Source organism: Gluconobacter sp. Dm-73, assembly GCF_018256215.1.
Lineage (GTDB): Bacteria > Pseudomonadota > Alphaproteobacteria > Acetobacterales > Acetobacteraceae > Gluconobacter > Gluconobacter cadivus.
Genome location: NZ_JAERLW010000006.1, coordinates 94,189 through 112,415 on the forward strand (window position 1 = coordinate 94,189; position 18,227 = coordinate 112,415).

The 18,227-nt window shown below is 56.7% G+C and carries 15 protein-coding genes; 10 read left to right on the plus strand and 5 right to left on the minus strand.

Features of this window, described 5'->3' with window-relative positions:
• Nucleotides 1-62: 62 nt before the first annotated feature.
• Entirely contained in the window at nucleotides 63-974 is a 912-nt protein-coding gene (locus JK176_RS07750) for a LysR family transcriptional regulator (protein WP_211587343.1), read from the plus strand.
• Nucleotides 975-993: 19 nt separating this feature from the next.
• Here the strand turns inward: JK176_RS07750 and JK176_RS07755 are convergent, their stop codons facing one another.
• From JK176_RS07755 to JK176_RS07765, 3 genes are all read right to left on the minus strand, one after another.
• Nucleotides 994-2,682 (minus strand): M28 family metallopeptidase, encoded by a 1,689-nt coding sequence (locus JK176_RS07755; protein WP_211587344.1) that lies wholly within the window; start codon nucleotides 2,680-2,682, stop codon nucleotides 994-996.
• A 14-nt stretch (nucleotides 2,683-2,696) separates the two neighbouring features.
• Nucleotides 2,697-4,256: a hypothetical protein gene (locus tag JK176_RS14975; protein ID WP_249194335.1), complete on the minus strand. Its 1,560-nt coding sequence runs from the start codon at nucleotides 4,254-4,256 to the stop codon at nucleotides 2,697-2,699.
• A gap of 71 nt (nucleotides 4,257-4,327) precedes the next feature.
• On the minus strand, nucleotides 4,328-6,454 hold the full coding sequence (locus tag JK176_RS07765; protein ID WP_211587491.1) for a M3 family metallopeptidase: 2,127 nt from the start codon (nucleotides 6,452-6,454) through the stop codon (nucleotides 4,328-4,330).
• Between the two features lie 214 nt (nucleotides 6,455-6,668).
• On the opposite strand from JK176_RS07765, the gene JK176_RS07770 reads away from it, so the two are divergent.
• From JK176_RS07770 to JK176_RS07780, 3 genes are all read left to right on the plus strand, one after another.
• Complete coding sequence (locus JK176_RS07770) at nucleotides 6,669-7,004, plus strand: hypothetical protein (protein WP_211587345.1); 336 nt, start codon at nucleotides 6,669-6,671, stop codon at nucleotides 7,002-7,004.
• A gap of 79 nt (nucleotides 7,005-7,083) precedes the next feature.
• Nucleotides 7,084-7,584, plus strand: coding sequence for a hypothetical protein (locus JK176_RS07775; RefSeq protein ID WP_194268800.1), 501 nt, complete (start codon nucleotides 7,084-7,086; stop codon nucleotides 7,582-7,584).
• Between the two features lie 77 nt (nucleotides 7,585-7,661).
• Complete coding sequence (locus JK176_RS07780; RefSeq protein ID WP_211587346.1) at nucleotides 7,662-8,411, plus strand: hypothetical protein; 750 nt, start codon at nucleotides 7,662-7,664, stop codon at nucleotides 8,409-8,411.
• A 26-nt stretch (nucleotides 8,412-8,437) separates the two neighbouring features.
• Here the strand turns inward: JK176_RS07780 and JK176_RS07785 are convergent, their stop codons facing one another.
• Nucleotides 8,438-9,622: a serine hydrolase domain-containing protein gene (locus JK176_RS07785; protein ID WP_211587347.1), complete on the minus strand. Its 1,185-nt coding sequence runs from the start codon at nucleotides 9,620-9,622 to the stop codon at nucleotides 8,438-8,440.
• Nucleotides 9,623-9,787: 165 nt separating this feature from the next.
• On the opposite strand from JK176_RS07785, the gene JK176_RS07790 reads away from it, so the two are divergent.
• Nucleotides 9,788-11,869, plus strand: coding sequence for a DUF6311 domain-containing protein (locus JK176_RS07790; RefSeq protein WP_211587348.1), 2,082 nt, complete (start codon nucleotides 9,788-9,790; stop codon nucleotides 11,867-11,869).
• A 41-nt stretch (nucleotides 11,870-11,910) separates the two neighbouring features.
• Here JK176_RS07790 and JK176_RS07795 read toward each other — a convergent pair whose 3' ends face one another.
• Nucleotides 11,911-12,837 carry a glycosyltransferase family 2 protein gene (locus tag JK176_RS07795; RefSeq protein WP_194262904.1) on the minus strand — a complete coding sequence of 309 codons (927 nt, stop codon included), beginning with the start codon at nucleotides 12,835-12,837 and terminating at the stop codon, nucleotides 11,911-11,913.
• A 290-nt stretch (nucleotides 12,838-13,127) separates the two neighbouring features.
• Here JK176_RS07795 and JK176_RS07800 point away from each other — a divergent pair, with 290 nt between their 5' ends.
• The 5 genes from JK176_RS07800 to JK176_RS07820 all read left to right on the plus strand — a co-directional run bounded on the left by JK176_RS07800 (nucleotide 13,128) and on the right by JK176_RS07820 (nucleotide 18,222).
• The gene (locus JK176_RS07800) at nucleotides 13,128-14,288 is read left to right on the plus strand and encodes an ABC transporter permease (protein WP_211587349.1); all 1,161 of its coding nucleotides are present in this window, start codon (nucleotides 13,128-13,130) and stop codon (nucleotides 14,286-14,288) included.
• Between the two features lie 5 nt (nucleotides 14,289-14,293).
• The gene (locus JK176_RS07805; protein ID WP_211587350.1) at nucleotides 14,294-15,064 is read left to right on the plus strand and encodes an ABC transporter ATP-binding protein; all 771 of its coding nucleotides are present in this window, start codon (nucleotides 14,294-14,296) and stop codon (nucleotides 15,062-15,064) included.
• Nucleotides 15,064-16,023 (plus strand): MlaD family protein, encoded by a 960-nt coding sequence (locus tag JK176_RS07810; protein ID WP_194262907.1) that lies wholly within the window; start codon nucleotides 15,064-15,066, stop codon nucleotides 16,021-16,023. The genes JK176_RS07805 and JK176_RS07810 overlap by 1 nt, the downstream gene beginning before the upstream one ends.
• Nucleotides 16,024-16,079: 56 nt before the next feature.
• Nucleotides 16,080-16,658 carry a membrane integrity-associated transporter subunit PqiC gene (locus tag JK176_RS07815; RefSeq protein WP_211587351.1) on the plus strand — a complete coding sequence of 193 codons (579 nt, stop codon included), beginning with the start codon at nucleotides 16,080-16,082 and terminating at the stop codon, nucleotides 16,656-16,658.
• Between the two features lie 82 nt (nucleotides 16,659-16,740).
• A complete protein-coding gene (locus tag JK176_RS07820; RefSeq protein WP_249194336.1) occupies nucleotides 16,741-18,222 on the plus strand; it encodes an ABC transporter substrate-binding protein in 1,482 nt (493 codons plus the stop codon).
• The last annotated feature ends 5 nt before the right edge of the window (nucleotides 18,223-18,227 follow it).

Genomic DNA, 18,227 nt, shown 5'->3' on the forward strand with positions numbered 1-18,227 from the left:
CTCTCCGGGAAAGAATAATTCCCTGTTTTGGAAAATGATCTGACACCAGGAGTGTGAGATAAATGCTCGATCGTTTCACCAGCATGCAGGTGTTTGCAAAGGTTGTGGCTCTGGGAAGCTTTTCTGGAGCTGCGCGTGCGCTCGGCTTGTCCCAGACGATGGTCACGAAACACATCGCTGCTCTGGAAAGACGGCTTGGCGTCTCGCTGTTTCATCGCAGCACCCGCAGACTTTCTCTGACAGAACCTGGACGTCTGCTGCTGATCCGCGCGCAGACGATCCTCACGGATCTTGAAGAGATGGAACAGGAAGTGTCGGCCGAAAATCAGGAGCCGCGCGGCGTTCTGCGTCTGAATGCCCCGGTCTCCTTCGCTATCCGGCATGTCGGCCCGATCATGCCGCAATTCAGCCAGCGTCACCCCCTCGTTACGGTTGAACTCGGACTTGATGATCGCAGGATTGATCCGATCACGGAAGGGTGGGACCTGACCCTCCGTATCGGGCGAATGCCGTCAAGCGCATTACGCTCGCGCCCGCTGGCTCAGATAGATTTCGTGGTCTGTGCCGCCCCATCCTATCTCGAACGGCATGGCACACCTCATACTGTCGTCGAACTTCAGAACCATCAGTGTCTGGGCTACACACTCGGTCACGACATTGGCGCGACCCGCTGGAGCTTCGGCCCCAAAGGCGAACGGATTGTCATGGTCAGCGGACCGATAAGCGCCAATAATGGCGATATACTGCGAGAAGCCGCCGTTGCGGGACAAGGGATCATCTATCAGCCGCTCTTCATCGTTTCGGAAGAACTGAAATCCGGCAGGCTGGTGCCCCTGCCACTGAACGTGCCGACAATGACAGGGCCGGAACTACACGCAGTGTATGCCCCCACACCCCATGTCCCGCTCAAGATCCGGGCGATGATTGACTTTCTGGTGGAACAGTATGGGCCGGTCCCGCCCTGGACACTCTGACGGAACCGGCAAAGACGGGTTAGTGAACAGTCGAAGGCGCGGTTTTCTGACGGATCGCAGCGAATTCCGAACCGTCGTTCCACTGCGGCCAGTCATGCGAAAACGCCACGTCATGTCCGACTTTCCAGACGGCCCAGACGTCCTGCGCAGCGCCTCTGACATCCCAGTCCGGGCTCCAGGCATCGCAGGCCTGATGGTAGCAGGCCATGTAAGCCGTCAGCCATTTGCCGCCTGCTTCCGTTCCGCCTTTCACGAGATCGAACTTTCCGGCCATGTCCATCACCGCAAGAACCGGTACACCCGCGCGCGCGAACGGCAGATGATCGGCGCGATAGAACGCCCCACGCTCTGGCATCGCTTCCGGCTGTGTCGTGCGCCCCTGAAGAGCCGCAGCAGCAGCGAACTGATCCTGCAACGTGTTCTGCCCTGCCCCGATAATGAAGGCATTATGTGCAGGCCCGGCCATCTGAAGCACATCCATCGTCAGGTTGGCTGCCGTCTTGTCCAGAGGGGCCAGCGGATGCGCCACATACCAGCCTGATCCCAGAAGACCCCGCTCCTCGCCCGTCCAGGCTGCAAAACGGACCGTCCGATCGGGTTTCGGACCTGCCTTGAAGGCGCGGGCGATTTCAAACAGCGCCGCAATGCCGGAGCCATCGTCAATCGCACCACGCCGAATGACCGTGTTGCCTTGGGCATCCGTGCTCTTGCCGTAAGCATCCCAGTGCGCGCCGAACATGACCGTCTCATCCGGATATTTCGCACCCGTGATCTTCGCGAGTACGTTCTGACTCTTGAGGCGGTCGACCGTAACCGGAAGATTGGCCGAGAATGTCGTGTGCTTCAGAGTGACCGGCCGGAAATCCTCCGAGCGTGCTTTGATGCGGAGCGCTGCAAGATCCAGCCCCGCCTGCCGGAAGAGTGCATCTGCGGCTTTCCCCTCAAGCCAGCCCTGAACGGGTACGGGGCGGCTTTCGCTCGCCGAATGCTCCACGTCATAGGCTTCACCGCCCGGCGCGACCACGGTGCTCCACGGATAGGAAGCCCCAGCCGTATCATGAACGATCAGGGCCGCAACGGCGCCACGACGGGCGGCTTCCTCGTATTTATAGGTCCAGCGCCCGTAATACGTCATGGTTTTTCCGCCGAAACGTCCCGCAACGGGCTCGCCGGGAGCCGCATCGAAATCAGGGTCGTTCACGAGGAAAATCGCGACCTTGCCCTTAAGATCCACACCCTTGAAATCATCCCAGTGGCGCTCCGGTGCATGGACACCATAGCCGACGAAGACCACTGGAGCATTTTTAACCTTGAGCCGCTCTTCGGGCAGCAGCGTTGAGAGATAGATGTCCTTCAGCTGAACCAGCGGAAGCGTTTTGCTGCCAGTCCGGGCCACAACAGATCCCGTAGCACCGGTTCTGGTCCGAAGCATGGGAACATCCTGCGTCCATCCACCGTTTTCTCCCGCAGGCTCAAGCCCCAGAGCCTTGTATTGTTCGATCAGCCAGGGAACCGTAACCTTCTCCCCTTCCGTTCCCGGAGCACGGCCTTCAAACCGGTCCGAAGACAGAACCTTCATTGCTTCCGACATCCGCGACGGACTGATATCTGCTGAAGGATCAGCGTATCCCGCGACGGGGTTCAGCAGACCAGCCGTCAGCGCTGTGGCAAGAAAGAGAATGCGGCGGGAAAAGGTTTTCTGCTTCATGACAGGCATTACTTTCAGTGGGTATTTTGAGGCTCTAAGGCCGGATTTCCGGCCTTGGTGGTGTCGCGATCCAGCCGGTCACGACGGATATAGACGCTCTTTTCAACCGGGTCGCGCTGATAGTCGCGTGCGAGAATTTTCAGAACGCAGGGCATGTAATCCGCTGCGCTCCACCGTCCCCAGACGCGGTAATCATCGAAATATATAACGGGAGGAAGATTAGCAGGGAGATCCACACACAAATCACGCTCATATCCAAACCAGGGATGGCGGGCATAGTCTGCTTCCCAAGGAAGATATTCATGATACTTCTTCATGGAAAGACGACCGGCATAAATATAAACATCCGGATTATACGGAATAACCAGAATACGTTCCTGCGGTGTGGAGTATTTCTGAATGACTTTGACAAATCCTACATCCGTATTCTCACGAGTAGGATGAAACCCGACCTGTCGCTGTTGTTCACGGTTCATCCCGTAAGGCGAGGACGTTGCCTGCCGCAGGCCCAGAACAAACATGATGCAGAAGAGGCTTGCAACCAGAATTCCCACGATCTCGCGCGACTGCGTGACCCACGCCAGCATCAGAACGCAAAGCGTCAGGGCTCCCATAACGAATGCCCCATCCTGAAAGCCGATCGCACCCCGGACCTGCGTCATGAGTATTGCACCCAAAAGCAACATGACAGCCAGACGATGGCGAGATGATGCAAACAGAAGGATACTGCCGCAATAAAAACAGATCGTCGCCAGCGATTGGACGAGAGCATCATGGTGAAGCGAGGGGATGAGACTTACTACTAACGGCTTCAGACCAACATCGATGTAGGGTGCATAATAGAACTGGTTTGCAACGAAATGATAGGCGATCATTCCTTCCAGATCGCCATAAAACACCATCCATATCAGACAGACTGCAAGCGCTCCTCCAGCCCCAGCCAGAAGGTTCGGAATGACACGTTCTGATCCGGAGCGACGGACGGCCAGAACAGACAGAGCCAGCAGAACAGCAGTTGGAGCAAAGGAATAGGCCGTTAGCGGCAAAAGGAAGAGACAGGCCCCTCCGCATCGCGCCTGCCACCGTCCGATATCTGCTCCCAGAAACAGAGGGAGGATCACAAGCGCTATCACGCCCCCAAGCAGATCTCCGCCAACAGTCCAGTAACTGTCCATGTTGAAGGCCTGAACTGACCATTGGGCACCCATCGCGGCAAGCCACATGCCAATGGCAAGTAACCTTGTAGAATTTTTCTGAAGTACCGGAGAGTAGAATACTGAGATGGCAGTTCCTATCGTGCATACGATAGGAACAAGACGCATCAGATAAGCATGATGGAAGTCCGCAAAGAGGCTGACACTCCAGGACAGAATGAAGATCAAAGGACCATGAGCATCAATATAGTCCCGATACAGGACATCACCTTTCGCTATGGCCAGACCACCCAGAATATGACCGGACTCATCTCCAAAAGAAGGCGTTCCAAAGCCATAGAAAGCTTTCACGCCAAAATATAGCGCAGCCAGCAGCGCGAGAAACGGGCCGCAAGACGACAGGGCGTTCATTCTGCGCATGTAAGATCGCCTGTTCCTACGTCATGGGTGGAAAATCGGGAAGAAAACCATGATTTTCTTCCCGACTACAATTACTTGCCCGGATCAGAAACAAGACCGCGATGGACAAGCATTGGCGTAATGTCAGGATCTTTACCATAGAACGCCTTGAACATCGGACCGTAATCCATCGTATGCCCCTTCGAAAGGATCATATCGCGGAAGCGCTGTCCGTTTTCGCGCGTCAACCCTCCATGGTCCTGGAACCAGGCAAATGCATCCTGATCCAGCATTTCGGTCCACAGATAGGCATAATATCCCGCAGAATAGCCATTGGACCAGATATGCAGGAAATCGCTGGAACGATAACGTGGTGGAACAACTGCAACATCCAGCCCCATACCATCCAGCGCTGCGCTTTCAAATTTGTCCACGTCCTGACGCGGAGCTGAAGCAGGCAGGCTGTGCCACTTCATGTCCAGTTCAGCGGCCGCGACAATCTCACCCAGCGCATAGCCCTGATTGAAATGCGCAGCCTTGCGGATTTTCTCGACCAATGCCGCTGGCATCGGAGCGCCAGTCTTGTAGTGACGCGCATAGTGTGACAGGACTTTCGGGTCCAGCGCCCAGTTCTCATTGAACTGAGATGGAAACTCCACAAAATCCCGTGCCACGCTGGTGCCGGAAAGGGACGGATAAGTCTGGTCCGCAAACAGGCCGTGCAGGGCATGGCCGAATTCGTGGAACATGGTCGTCACATCGTCGGACGTGATGAGCTGTGGCTGACCCGGAGCGGCCTTGGTGAAATTGGCAACATTATAAATGACCGGCTTTGTTCCCAGCAGCTTCGACTGCCCAACAAAGTTCGACATCCATGCGCCGCCAGATTTGTTGTCGCGCTTGAAGTAATCGAAATACATCAGACCCAGCGGTGATCCATCCTTGTCATGGACTTCAAAAACCATGACATCCGGATGATAGACGGGAATGTCCGTCCGCTGTTTGAACGTAATGCCGTAGAGCTGATTGGCAGCGAAGAACACGCCATCCGTCAGCACCGTCTTGAGTTCGAAATACGGTTTGATTTCATCCTGATCAAGATTGTATTTCGCACGACGCACCTGACCGGAATAATATTCCCAGTCCCAGGGTTTCAGGTCGAACTTGCCACCGTCCTTGCGAATGGTCTCCTGAAGAACTGCCGCTTCCCGCTTCTGTTCCGCAGCCGTGGCCGGAACAAGCTGCTGCATGAAGTTTTCCGCAGCTTCCGGCGTCTTGGCCATCTGGTCATACAGAGTATAGGCGGCGAAGTTCGGATAACCGAAAAGCGCGGCTTTCTGCGCGCGCAGTTGTGCCAGTTCAGCAATCGTGGCGCGGGTGTCGTTCTCATCTCCTTTTTCCGCGCGCGTCCAGCTCTGGTCGAACAGGGCCTTTCGGGTATCGCGGTCGGCCAGGGATGAGAGATCAGGCTGCTGTGTCGTGTTCTGGAGGGGGATCACCCACTTGCCAGTCAGTTTACGCTCCTGCGCAGCCTTGGCGGCGGAGGCGATCGCATTGGCGTCCATCCCCGCCAGCGCTTTCTCGTTATCCACGACCAGCGCACCGGCCTTGGCGCTCGCAATCAGCTTCTGCTCATACTGCGTTTCGAGATTGGACAGCCGCGTATTGATTGCCCGCAGCTTCGTTTTGTCTGCCGCAGAAAGCTGCGCTCCAGCATGGACGAACTGCTGGTAATAAATATCGAGGAGTTGCGCCTGTTCGGGCGTCAGTGTCAGCTTCTCCCGACGATCATAAAGCGATTTCACACGCGCAAAGAGCTTTGCGTTCAGATAGACTTCATCTTCATGAGCCGTCAGGCGCGGGGCTTCCGCGCTTTGCATCTTGTCCAGCGCGTCGTTCGTATTGGCCTGATAGACGCCATAGAACGTCATCTGCACGCGGTTGAGCGTCTGCCCGGCCCGCTCCATTGCAACAATCGTGTTGTCGAAAGTCGGGGCCGCGCGATTATTGGCAATCGCATTGATCTCACGCAGGTGCTCGGCCATGCCGCGCTCGAAAGCCGGGGCGTAGTCGCTGTCCTTGATCTGATCGAAACGGGGCGCCTGAAAAGGCAGCGTACTTGCCGAGAAAAACGGGTTTGTCGCAGCCGCATGGGCTTCAGCAGAAAGAGAGAAAGCCGAAACCGCGGCAACTGCGGCAAGCCTGAAATTGAAAGCCATGAAATCGCCTGTGACAGTCGTGATGATGGCGAACCGTATGGCCTTCACGATGGATCGTCAAACACAAGCTTCTGCTTCCGGAAACGGCCCAAAACCAGTCAGTTGGCACTTGACGTCATTTTCTCCTTGGTGCGCGCGAACGCCCCTCCCTAGACCGGGAGGGTGTGTTGGCACAGCCGCCTTCGGGGCGGTATTTTTATAGCCGGAGACAACAATGGACTGGACCTCACTGTTCCAGACAATCCTGCCCTATCTGCCCGCCAAATATGCTAGCGATATCGTTTCAATCATAACTTTCCTGATCGCTTCGGCCGCTCTGGCTCTTCGCTTTTGGAAACCCCCTGCCAGCACGTCAAAGCTGTTGCCGCTTTTTCAAATCGTCAGCGCCGTAGCGCAGGCAAAAGGCTGGAACACAAGCGCGTATCAGCCGGGCGCAAAAGCCATCATGGTGCCCGTGGGCTCCTCGCGGGTGGATGACGCTGCAAAACTGGGACTGGACATGGCCTCGACGCATCCGAAGGCCGGTGAAGTTCCCAGACGCGTCGAATAATAACCGAATTTTTCCTTCAGCTATTTTCATTGATCTCAGCCGCCTCTCGGGCGGCTTTTTTTTATGTGTGGAGCATTTAATGCGTAACCGTATTCTCGCCCTGAGCCTTGGCACCATTCTTCTCGTTTCCATGAGCGCCTGCACCACGACCGCCAACACGGCCTCGTTCAACACGACCGCCCTGAGCAATGATGCGGCGGCCATTGCCTACGCGGTTCAGGCGATCGAAAGCATTCCCGAACTCGAAAGCCACCTGTCCGAGAAAGACAAAGCGCAGTTCGACAACCTGATCGCCCAGATCAAGAGCGTCTCGGCTCAGGTCGCGGCCAATTCAAACGGCACGATCACGATTGCCACCGGCAAGGACTGGGCCAAAAGCCTTGGAACGGATCTTCAAACCCTGCTGGCCATCGCAACGCCGATCGTGAAGGCTTACTCGCCGTCGACCGCTGGCTACATGTCCACGGTCGCCGCCATGATCCCGCTGGTCGAAGCCCTTGCCGGCGTGACGGCCGCTCCCCTCGCGGCCCCTGTAGAAACGCCGGAACTGATCCGCGCCCGGATCTATCAGGGCGTCTGAGCCTCAATTCCACTCAACATTGGAGCGGTTTGCCTGAACTGCTCCAATGCCCCAGTTTCCCCTGCCGGAGTTTTCCCATGCCCCGATGCCTTGGCAAACGTGCGCCCAGACATGATCCCCGCACCTATCGTCTGGCCCCCATGCTGGCCTCACGCCTCCCGGACATTCCCACGCAGAAGGACTGGTCCGCCGGGGTGCCCTACCAGATGTGGGGCAATGACCGGTATGGCTGCTGCGCCTTCGCAGCACAGGCGGCGCTGACAGCGACATGGACCCATGCCGCACAGGCGTTGGTCTTACTGCCAACAAGCATGGTGCTGAACAATTACGCCGCCGTCACCGGCTTTGACCCACAGACAGGCGCCCGGGACAACGGAACAGTACTACTGGACGAGCTGAATTTCTGGCTCCGCGAGGGCCTCCACCGCCCGGGGCAGACACTGGACTATCTGACGGCCTATGGCACGATCAACCCGCAGGACTGCGACGGCATCCGTCGCGCCATCTGCTATCTGGGTGGCGTGCTAGCAGGGGTTCAGGTCCCGCAAGGCTTCATGGATCTGCCCTTGGGAGCAACATGGGACTGGAACGCCATTTCAGACAAAACACCAGTGGGGGGTCATGCTATTGCGCTTGTAGGCTACGACCCTGAAGGGCTTTTCTTCAACACATGGGGGACACGGACCTTCATGCCGTGGGACACGTTCACAAAGATCGCCGACGAAGCCTACGGTCTGTTGTCGCGCCAGAACTGGCTCTCCATTCCCGGCACATCGCCAAACGGGGAAACGTTCGACGCGCTTCTGGCAGAAGCGCGAGGCGTATAAAGAGCAATTCGATCTTGCGGATATTTTCAAACGGGTGCGGAGAGGCCAAGCGCCTTTCCCGCAGCTGTGGCCACATCGTGCCGCAGTTTTACAACACTATGACCTCCTGAAGGATGAACCCGGTTCGTCAGGATCAGCACATAGCTGTCACTGTCGGGATCAATCCATAAGGATGTACCGGCAAAACCGGTATGACCAAAGGAACTCCGGGAAAATACATCCCCACGCGGAGATGAATAATGGGTGTCGATATCCCATCCCAGCCCCCGCAGATCCGTTTTCCCGGCTGGCTGCTGCGGCGTGGTCATGAGGACGAGCGTTTCCTGTTTCAGCGGGAAACTGCTCGGCCGTCCTTTCAGCCGATCCAGAAGCGCCTGCGCGTATAGCGACATATCCTGCGCATCTGAGAACAAGCCGGCATGGCCTGCCACACCGCCCATCCTGCGTGCTGTCGGATCATGAACCACCCCCCGCAACATGACACCCTGATCGTCATACTGGGTCGGAGCAATGATCGGCCTCAGACTGGAGGATGGAAGATAGCCGGACTCCTTCATCCCCAACGGATCAAGAATATTGACCTTTACATACTGATTGAGCGGCATCCCGCTCAGCTTTTCCACCAGCAGCCCCAGCATGATGTAGTTGATGTCACTGTAAACAAATTTTTCGCCGGGCGGATTGATCAACGGTGACGTCATGGCCCGCCTGACGCCTTCGGCCTTGCCAGTCCAGGGGTCGTTCAGCGGTACATCCGGCGGCAGACCGGAATAATGGGTCAGCAGCAACCTGATAGTGATGTCGCCTTTGCCGTTACACGCAAATTCGGGAAAATACTGGCTGACCCGCTCGTCCAGACCCACCCTGCCCTGCTCGACAAGTTGCATTACCGAGAGCGCCGTCATGGTCGGCTTGGTCAGGGACGCCATATCGAAATGCGTGTCCCAGCTCAGCGGTTCAGAGGCTGGAACAATTGCCCGCTTCCCGTACGTGAAACGGTGTACGATTTTTCCGTCATGTCCGATAACGACAACAGCGCCCGGCGTTTCCCCTTGTCTGACTGTATCACGAACCAGACCATCCACCGCGTCGAAAGACGATGTCGGACGTGCACAGGCCACCATCTGACTGACACAGACAGCCGCACCACCCAGCAGAACGTGCCGCCGTTTCAGAGTAGCATATTTCATTTCGGCACGTCCGTCTGACATATTCCTGTTTTCCCCCGCTCCTGATCCCAAGCCAAAAGACTAGCCGTTTTTTTCGAATGCGCAACAGAGTGGCCCGTTAGATACCATCAGACGTGGTTTTGGCCACAATTCTCCTGTATGACGCTACTCAACCCTGAAATAACAGTTCGATACGAGTGTTGTCATTTGTCTGAAAAACGCCCAGTTCTGAAGCCATCCACAAACAGGTTTGCGGTTTACACGCTCTCGCTGGTATTCGGTCTCTTTCAGGCGCTGCAATGCTTTCCGTTTGCCTTGATTCGCGGAAAACTGCCCGGTCATGCTTCAGGTGATCTCGTCCAACACATCATTGGCCAGATTTATTTCCTGCGGCAGGGATGGCACTGGCCGCTTCTGCTGGATCAGCGACTGGGAGCACCTGCTGGTACCAATATCGGTTTGACGGACAGTATTCCGCTGGAAGCTCTCCTTCTGAAAGTCATTCATCCGCTCTTTCCGGACATGCTTCAGGGGATCATTCTCTACCTTGCCCTGTGCTGGACACTCCAACCGGTCTGCGCAGTTTTCGCATTGCGGTCTCTAGGAGAAAAGCGCCTTCTCCCTGCGCTGGCAGCCGCGGTTTTTGCCTCCTGTTTTCCGACTTTCATCTTCAGAATTGGCCATGCGGCTCTGTGCGGGCAATGGATCCTGCTGCTGGCGATCGGTCTTTATTTCAGGGCCACACGAACCGGTGCAGGTTCCAGACCGGTTTGGCTGCTGGCTCTCATAACCGTTCTGACGCTTCTGATTCATCCCTATCTGATGGTCATGGCCGGTGCCATTCTTGGCGCCGTACCCCTGACTCTTCTCCTACGAGAGAGAAACTGGAAAGCCTGTGCACCCGCTGTAATGGCTACAGCCTCATCCGGACTGGGGATCATCGCCATCGGATCGGTTTTGGGATACTGGGGCAGCGCGAGTGGCGGTGGTTACGGGCTCTATTCCATGAACCTCGCCTCCCCCTTCTGGCCGGTTCATTCCAGTCTTTTTCCGTCTGTCTCCTCCAGCCTCGTAGAAGCAACCGGTGGTCAGTACGAAGGATATCAATATCTTGGCGCCGGTGTCTTGCTGACACTTGGGCTTGCCCTTCTGAGTCGTCGAGGCATTAAGCTTCTTGCACAACTTCCAAAACAGCATGCCGGTCTGCTTCTGGCATGTCTGGCGCTAACGCTCATTGCTCTTTCAAATCGCATCTACTTTTTACATATTCCGGTTCTACTCACACATTTCAGGGTTCCGGGCGCAGAACAGATGCGATCGTCAGGACGGATGTTCTGGCCGGTTGGTTATCTGATCATGCTCGGAGCAATTTACGGCCTCTGCCGGGCCTGGCCGAGAATGTGGCCTTTCGTCCTGCTGGCAGGAATTGCACTTCAATGGCAGGACACTCGCAATATCCGTTCTGATGTTCATCAGATTGAACTCTCATTCCTTGAGCCTCCCTCCGCCAAAGACAGTCAGCTTTCTTCGATAATGCAGCCTTTTGACAGGATCGAGATTCATCCTCGCCTGGAATGTGACGGCATTGATGCAATTTATGTCATGCAGTTTCTGTATGCCGCAGCGCTAAAAAATGCGGCGGTCAACACCATGTACACAGCCAGAACAACGCCGCAATCTGCCTGCCACCCTTCAGCCGAACAGCCTCATCCTCTGGATCCGCGGACACTGGTGATCCTGACCGGCACCTCACAGCGTCTGCACGCGCTACGCTGGAGCAGCCTGCAACACGCAAAATGTGGCGTCTGGGACAAGGCCACGTTCTGCGTTGCAGCGGACGTGCCGCTTCCAGCAGGTCTGTCCCCTCCACCGCTGCCCCCTGTTTTGCCAATCGATCAGGAGATCGTCACGGCAGGTCGGCAATTTAAGCACGAAGAAATTCTTGAGAATGGATGGTCCAATCCTGAAGACTGGGGCGTGTGGAGTGAGGCGCCTGAAGCCCGCCTTCATTTTAATCTGCCTGCAGATGTCCATACAGCAAATCTTGTATTACGAATGCACTCCTCGCCCGGTACACCGCAGCACGTCCGGGTACTCCTGAACGGGACGCAGATTGCTGAATGGGACGTACAACCTCACGATGCTGACTACACCGCCGACTTCGCTCTCCCCCCTGAAGAACATTCCGCAAGCCTGCAATTACAGATCAGTAATCCGGTGCAGATCGGACAGGACCCCCGTCATCTCGGGCTTGCTCTCCTCAGCCTCAAAATCAACAGACTGAATTGAACCTCTCAAAAACCGGGCATCATCATGCCCGGTCTGTCTGTTCAATATTTCCGACGCAGAACGTAAATCGGCCGCTGTTTCGTCTCCATATAGATGCGGCCGATATATTCTCCCAACATACCGATACTGATGATCTGAACGCTGCTGAAAAAAATGATAGCTACGAACAGAGACGCATAACCCGGCACGGAATTTCCCCAGAATATCGTGCGAAACACAATGAAAATTGCATAAAGAATAGCCAGAAAAGCACCGATTGTTCCCAGATAGGTCCATAGTCGAATTGGAGCAGAAGAAAAGCTGGTGAAACCTTCAAGGGCAAAATTCCAAAGCGAATAACCTGAAAATTTCGTCGTTCCTGCGGCCCGGGGTGCGCGGACATAATCAATAGTGACTGTCCTGAAGCCAACCCACGCAAACAGTCCTTTCATGAACCGCTGGCGTTCGGGAAGCCGCCCCAAGGCTTCAACCACACACCGGTCCATCAGACGAAAATCACCCACATTTTCCGGAATCCGGATATGAGCAAGCCGATTGTGCAGCGAATAAAACCATGCGGCGGTTTTGCGTTTGAGCATGCTGTCGCTGGACCGATCAACCCGCTTGCCCAGCACGACTTCCGCCCCTTCCCGCCAGGCCTGCACCATCTGGGGGATGACATCAGGCGGATCCTGAAGATCCGCATCAATAATAATGACAGCATCCCCTGTCGCCGCATCGAGGCCGGCCGTCAGCGCAGCTTCCTTGCCGAAATTGCGGGAGAGTTCAAGCACCCGAAACCGCCGGTCGGTTTCCGAAAGACGAACCAGTTCCCGCAAGGTCGCGTCACTACTGCCATCATCCACACAGACAATCTCCCAGTCCGTCTCGGCAATGCCGTCGATAACCGGCAGGATACTCTTCACAAAGTGACCGATCGCGGCCTCTTCATTGTAGAAAGGAACAATCAGGGAAAGCTGGCTGGCCATACAGGTCTTCAAATTCCAAGTCTCTAGCAGGTGATTCTATCAGAAATATCCTGACAACACGCAGGTTTCATTCCAGTCAAACCACAGAAATAACCAGAAAAAAACACTTACCCATTGTCGCTTAACAGGAGCATTGATCTTTCTCCTGCAATCGATAAGGTCTTACCGGAGATCGTTCTCTGCCACATCGCACATTTTGACCCGTCCGCATCGTTCAAGTTTTATCTCTCACCAGATTTTCCATTCTTTATGCAAAACCAGGGAATGTCAGGACCGGAAATGCAAAGTCCATGACAGACAACACCGATACAGGGCCGCGTTCCCACGCACAGGACAATGCCCCGCAATGGCGTCTTGAAAACGAACAGAACACCCTCCTCATGGTGCTGAGCGGAACGTGGCAGGCCAGAACCGGCGCGATTCCGGTCTTTCCAAAAGATGGCCTACCTAAAACTCCCGATGGACATCTGTCTTTCCAGACCTCTGACATTCAGGCGTGGGACACGGGACTGATTGCGTTCCTATGGGATCTTAAACGCGTTGCCCATGATGCTGGCATCAGTCTCGACATGCAGACACTGCCGGGCCCGATGCGTCAGCTTCTGGAACTTCTACCCGAAGCCCCGGACGAGCCTGTCCACCACAAGCAACCTCACAGGCCCCTTCTGGAAGCCGTTGGTGGCCATGCCATCGCCTCGATGACGGAAGTGGGTGTTGTCTCCGAACTCGCGGCACTGACAGCCAAAGGTGCCGTTCAGACCATTCTCGGCCGAAGCCGGATGCGCCTGAGCGATCTTCTGGCCAACACCAGCGATGCCGGCCCCTATGCCCTGCTGATCGTCGGTATCGTCAATTTCCTGATTGGCGCAATTCTGGCATTTGTTGGAGCTGTCGAACTGCAGAAATTCGCGGCCGGAGTTTACGTAGCCAGTCTGGTCGGAATTGCGATGGTGCGTGAAATGGCCGCCGTCATGACCGCTATCATCATGGCCGGACGCACGGGCGGCGCCTATGCCGCGCGCATTTCCACCATGCAGGGTAACGAAGAAATCGACGCGCTGAATGTCTTTGGCATTCAACCCTCGACCTATCTGATCCTGCCCGCTGTCCTGTCCCTCATCATCACGATGCCGTTCCTTTACCTGTACGGATGTCTTATCGGCATGCTGGGGGGCTTCGTCGTCTCCATTTCGATGCTCGACATCACGGCAGCAGGCTACTTCCATCAAACAGTCACATCCTTCGGAATCGGCCAGTTCATCTTCGGTTTTGTCAAAAGCATCGTTTTCGGTGCCTTCATCGGCCTGACAAGCTGCCGCATTGGCCTCAAAGCCGGGCGTTCGGCTGCGGATGTCGGTATTGCTGCCACACGCGCGGTTGTCGTCGGCATTGTCGGCGTCATCGCCATTGATGCAATCTTCGCCGTCATTGCAGATGTTCTGGGGATCTGACCGACATGCCTGACCAGACCGTCCTGTCCCTGCGTGACGTCACACTCTCCTTTGGTCCGAAGATCATTCAGAAGAACATCTCACTTGATGTGCGCAAAGGCAGCATCTTCGCGGTCATGGGCGGTTCAGGTTGTGGCAAAAGCACGCTGCTCAAAAGCATGATCGGCCTTCTGCGCCCTTCTGTCGGCGAATACCAGGTCGGCAACGAGAACTACTGGGCGGGCACCGACGCTCATCGCACCGATCTGAACCATCGTTTCGGCGTCCTGTTCCAAAGCGGCGCATTGTGGAGCTCCATGACCATCGGCGAGAACATCGCATTGCCTTTACAGATGTTCACGGACCTCAAGCCCCCCGTCATCCGTCGCCTCGTGGAACTCAAGCTGGGTTTTGTCGGCATGTTGCAGGCGATTGATCTTTATCCGTCGGAAATCAGCGGCGGCATGCGCAAGCGCGCCGGTCTGGCCCGTGCCCTCGCCCTCGATCCGGACATCCTGTTTTTCGACGAACCCTCCGCCGGTCTCGATCCGATCACATCTGCCCGCCTCGACGACCTGATCCTGAACCTGCGGGACGGCCTCGGTGCTACAATCGTCATCGTCAGTCATGAGCTGTCGAGCCTGTTCCATATTGCCGATGACGGCATCTTTCTCGATGCCAAAACCAAAATTCCCATCGCCCACGGCTCCCCAAGAGATCTGCGCGACACCTGTACGGACCCACAGGTGCATGCCTTCATGCACCGCGAACGCGACGACGAAGAAGGAAATACGTGATGAACAGGCAGGCTCTTGTCGGTGCTTTCGTCCTTGGGGGGACAGGTCTGCTCGTTGCAGCGTTCGTCCTGTTCGGCAATTTCCATCCTTTCGCCCGAACGACGAAAGCCGTTCTGGTGTTCCACGGCGCCTCGTCGGGTCTGGCCGTAGGCTCTCCCGTCACGTTCCGTGGCGTTCAGGTGGGCGCAGTGGACCGCGTCGTCATTGAATACAACCCCGCCACGAAAGACGCCTACATCCCGGTCTATGTCACGATGCGACCAGACGACATCATCCTGACCAACAGCACCCGCCATCTTCCCAACCTGCAAGAGCTGATCAAGCAGGGGCTGCGCGGCGAGATGAACCTCAAGAGCTTCGTGACAGGCACATCCGAAATCGATCTGGATTTCTCTCCGTCAACGCCTGCGGTTTTTCATCCCGACATCGCCCGCATCACGGAAATCCCGACCAAACAGTCCACCATCGCTGCCATGACACAGAGCCTTCAGGACCTGCCCCTGAAACAGATCGGCGAGAATGCCGACGCCACTCTGGCCTCGGTCCGTCAGCTTTCGGACAAGCTCGACAAGGATCTGCCTGCCCTGATCCAGAGCATCCACGAAACCTCGGACCACAGCCGCGACATGGTCGATGCGACCCGCAAGGCTATAACAGAGTTCGAGCCTGCCATAACACGCACCCTTCTGAGCGTGGATCGTCTGGCCAATGAGGGAACGACGCAGCTTGATGCGCGCGGACGTGAACTGCGCGCGGTCCTCCAGAGCAGCAATGAAGCAGTGCAGCAGGCCACAAAAAGTCTCGCCAATCTGGAAAATATGACCTCCCCGCGCTCCGCAGACCGGACCAATCTCGAAGCCAGTCTGCGCGATATCGCAGCGGCCGCCTCGGCCCTGCGCGGGTTCGCGACAGACGTCGAACATAACCCGCAACTCCTGCTCACGGGACGTCGGCAGTGAGCCGCACCACCCGCCTTCCCCCGATTTTTCCGGAGAACACCCCCGTGATACGGCTCATGACACGATCTGCGGCACCGTTCGCCCTTTTGACGCTGGCTCTGTTGTCGGGCTGTGCCGCTCCGCCGGTGCAGTTCTATACGCTTGGCGCCCCAGCCATTGCTCAGACCGGCAACACGGCCCTTCCTGCCACAGCCCCGGTCCTGAACGTCGCGCGCGTTGCCCTGCCGGATTATCTGGACAATCAGGACATCATGACCCGCCATAGGGATCAGCTTGACCGCAGCCCTAACGGACGCTGGGGAAGCCGCCTGTCGCAAGGCGTGACGGACCTTCTGGCGGCCCGTCTGGGGCAGGACTGGCCCCATTATATCGTGACCACACAACCATTGGCCGAAACCCCAGCACTCCGGCTTGCCGTTAACATCAACCGGCTTGATCTCGACAGCAGCGGCCAAGGAGCCCTACAGGCCGATTGGGCGCTGGTCCCCTCGGACACTCATCGCGCCATCCTGCGCAACCGGGGCTCTTTCACGGCACAGGGCTCCGTAACGACAGATGCAGGCAAAGTCGCCCTGACGCGTGAGCTCGTGGAGCAGCTTGCCTCCCGGATCGACAGCACAATTCCTCATCCCTGAAAGCCCCCCTTTCACTCAGACGGCGAACGCCCTATTTTCCGTGTCCCTGCGCCCTGAGGCTGCAAGTTCGCGGAGCGCCTGATTGAAAACCCTGCTGACCATTCTACCACTTCTGGCAATGAGCCTTACGGGAGGTGCCAAGGCTGCCGAGGAGCGGGATACGCTCTCAATCGGTCTGGCCATTGAACCACCGGGTCTCGACCCTACACGCGGTTCCAGTGAAGCCATCGGAATGGTGACCTACGACAATATCTATGAAGGACTAGTTCGTCTGGATGAACAGGGAACCATCAAACCCCTCCTCGCTCGGGACTGGAGCGTTTCGCCGGACGGCTTGACCTACGATTTCGCACTCCATGAAAATGTGCATTTTCATGACGGAACGCTTTTGACCTGTGAGGCTGTAAAATTTTCACTTCTCCGCGCCGGAGCCTCAGGCAGTACCAACCCGGACAGAAGCACTTTCAAGCAGATTGCCGATATTTCGTGCCCCGACAGCCTGCACGTCCAAGTTCGTCTTCAGCGCCCCTATGGCAGTTTCCTGTACCAGTTGGCATGGAACGACGCCGCCATCCTTTCGCCAGCCTCCGTAGCGCAGAACATCAGTCACCCCGTCGGCACCGGGCCTTTCATCTTTGGCGAATGGCAACGCGATGATCACCTGACGCTGAACCGCAATCCGGAATATTGGGGTGTCAGACCCGCTCTGCGTTCCGTCACCTTCCGCTTCATGCCCGACCCGCTTTCGGCCAGCAACGCGCTTCTGGCCGGAGAACTGGATGCCTATCCGTCTTTCCCATCCCGTGAAATCCTGAGCCGTTTTGCCAGCAACCCGCAGCTTGAAGTCGTCCGGGGAAGTTTTCCCTTCAAGGCCATTCTCGCCCTCAACAATGCCCGCCGCCCGTTCAACGATCTGCGCGTCCGACAGGCCATCGCGCAGGCCATTGACCGCAGGGCGCTGATTCAGGCCGTGGCGGAGGGTGACGCGACGCTCCTGCAATCACACATGGCGCCGGATGATCCCGATTACGTCGCCCTGCCCGACCGTTATCCTTACGACCCCGACCACGCCCGCGCGCTTCTGAAGGACGCAGGCATTGCGCCCGGCCTGCATCTGACGCTGGCGTTTCCGCCCATCGGCTATGCACGCGACAGCAGCGAACTCATCGCCGCCTATCTGGAACAGATCGGACTGAACGTCACGCTGCAGCCTGTGGAATGGCCCGCATGGCTCAGCCAGATTTACGGACAGGGCGCCTTCGACATGACCGTCATCGCGCATACGGAGCCACACGACATCACAATCTATGACCGCACACCGGTCTATTTTCACTATCACAGCCCCGTCTTTCACGACCTTCTTCAACGGTACGAGGCCACGGCAGACTCTGCTTTGCGGCATGAGCTTTCCACCCGGATGCAGGCTCAGCTCGCGCTCGACGAGCCGAACGTCTTCCTGTTCTCGATCCCCCGTGAGACCGTCCTGAACCGCCACCTCAAGGGTCTGTGGACCAACCAACCCATCGCAGGCTGCCCGCTGGGTGGCGTCTTCTGGGAGCCATGACGGGA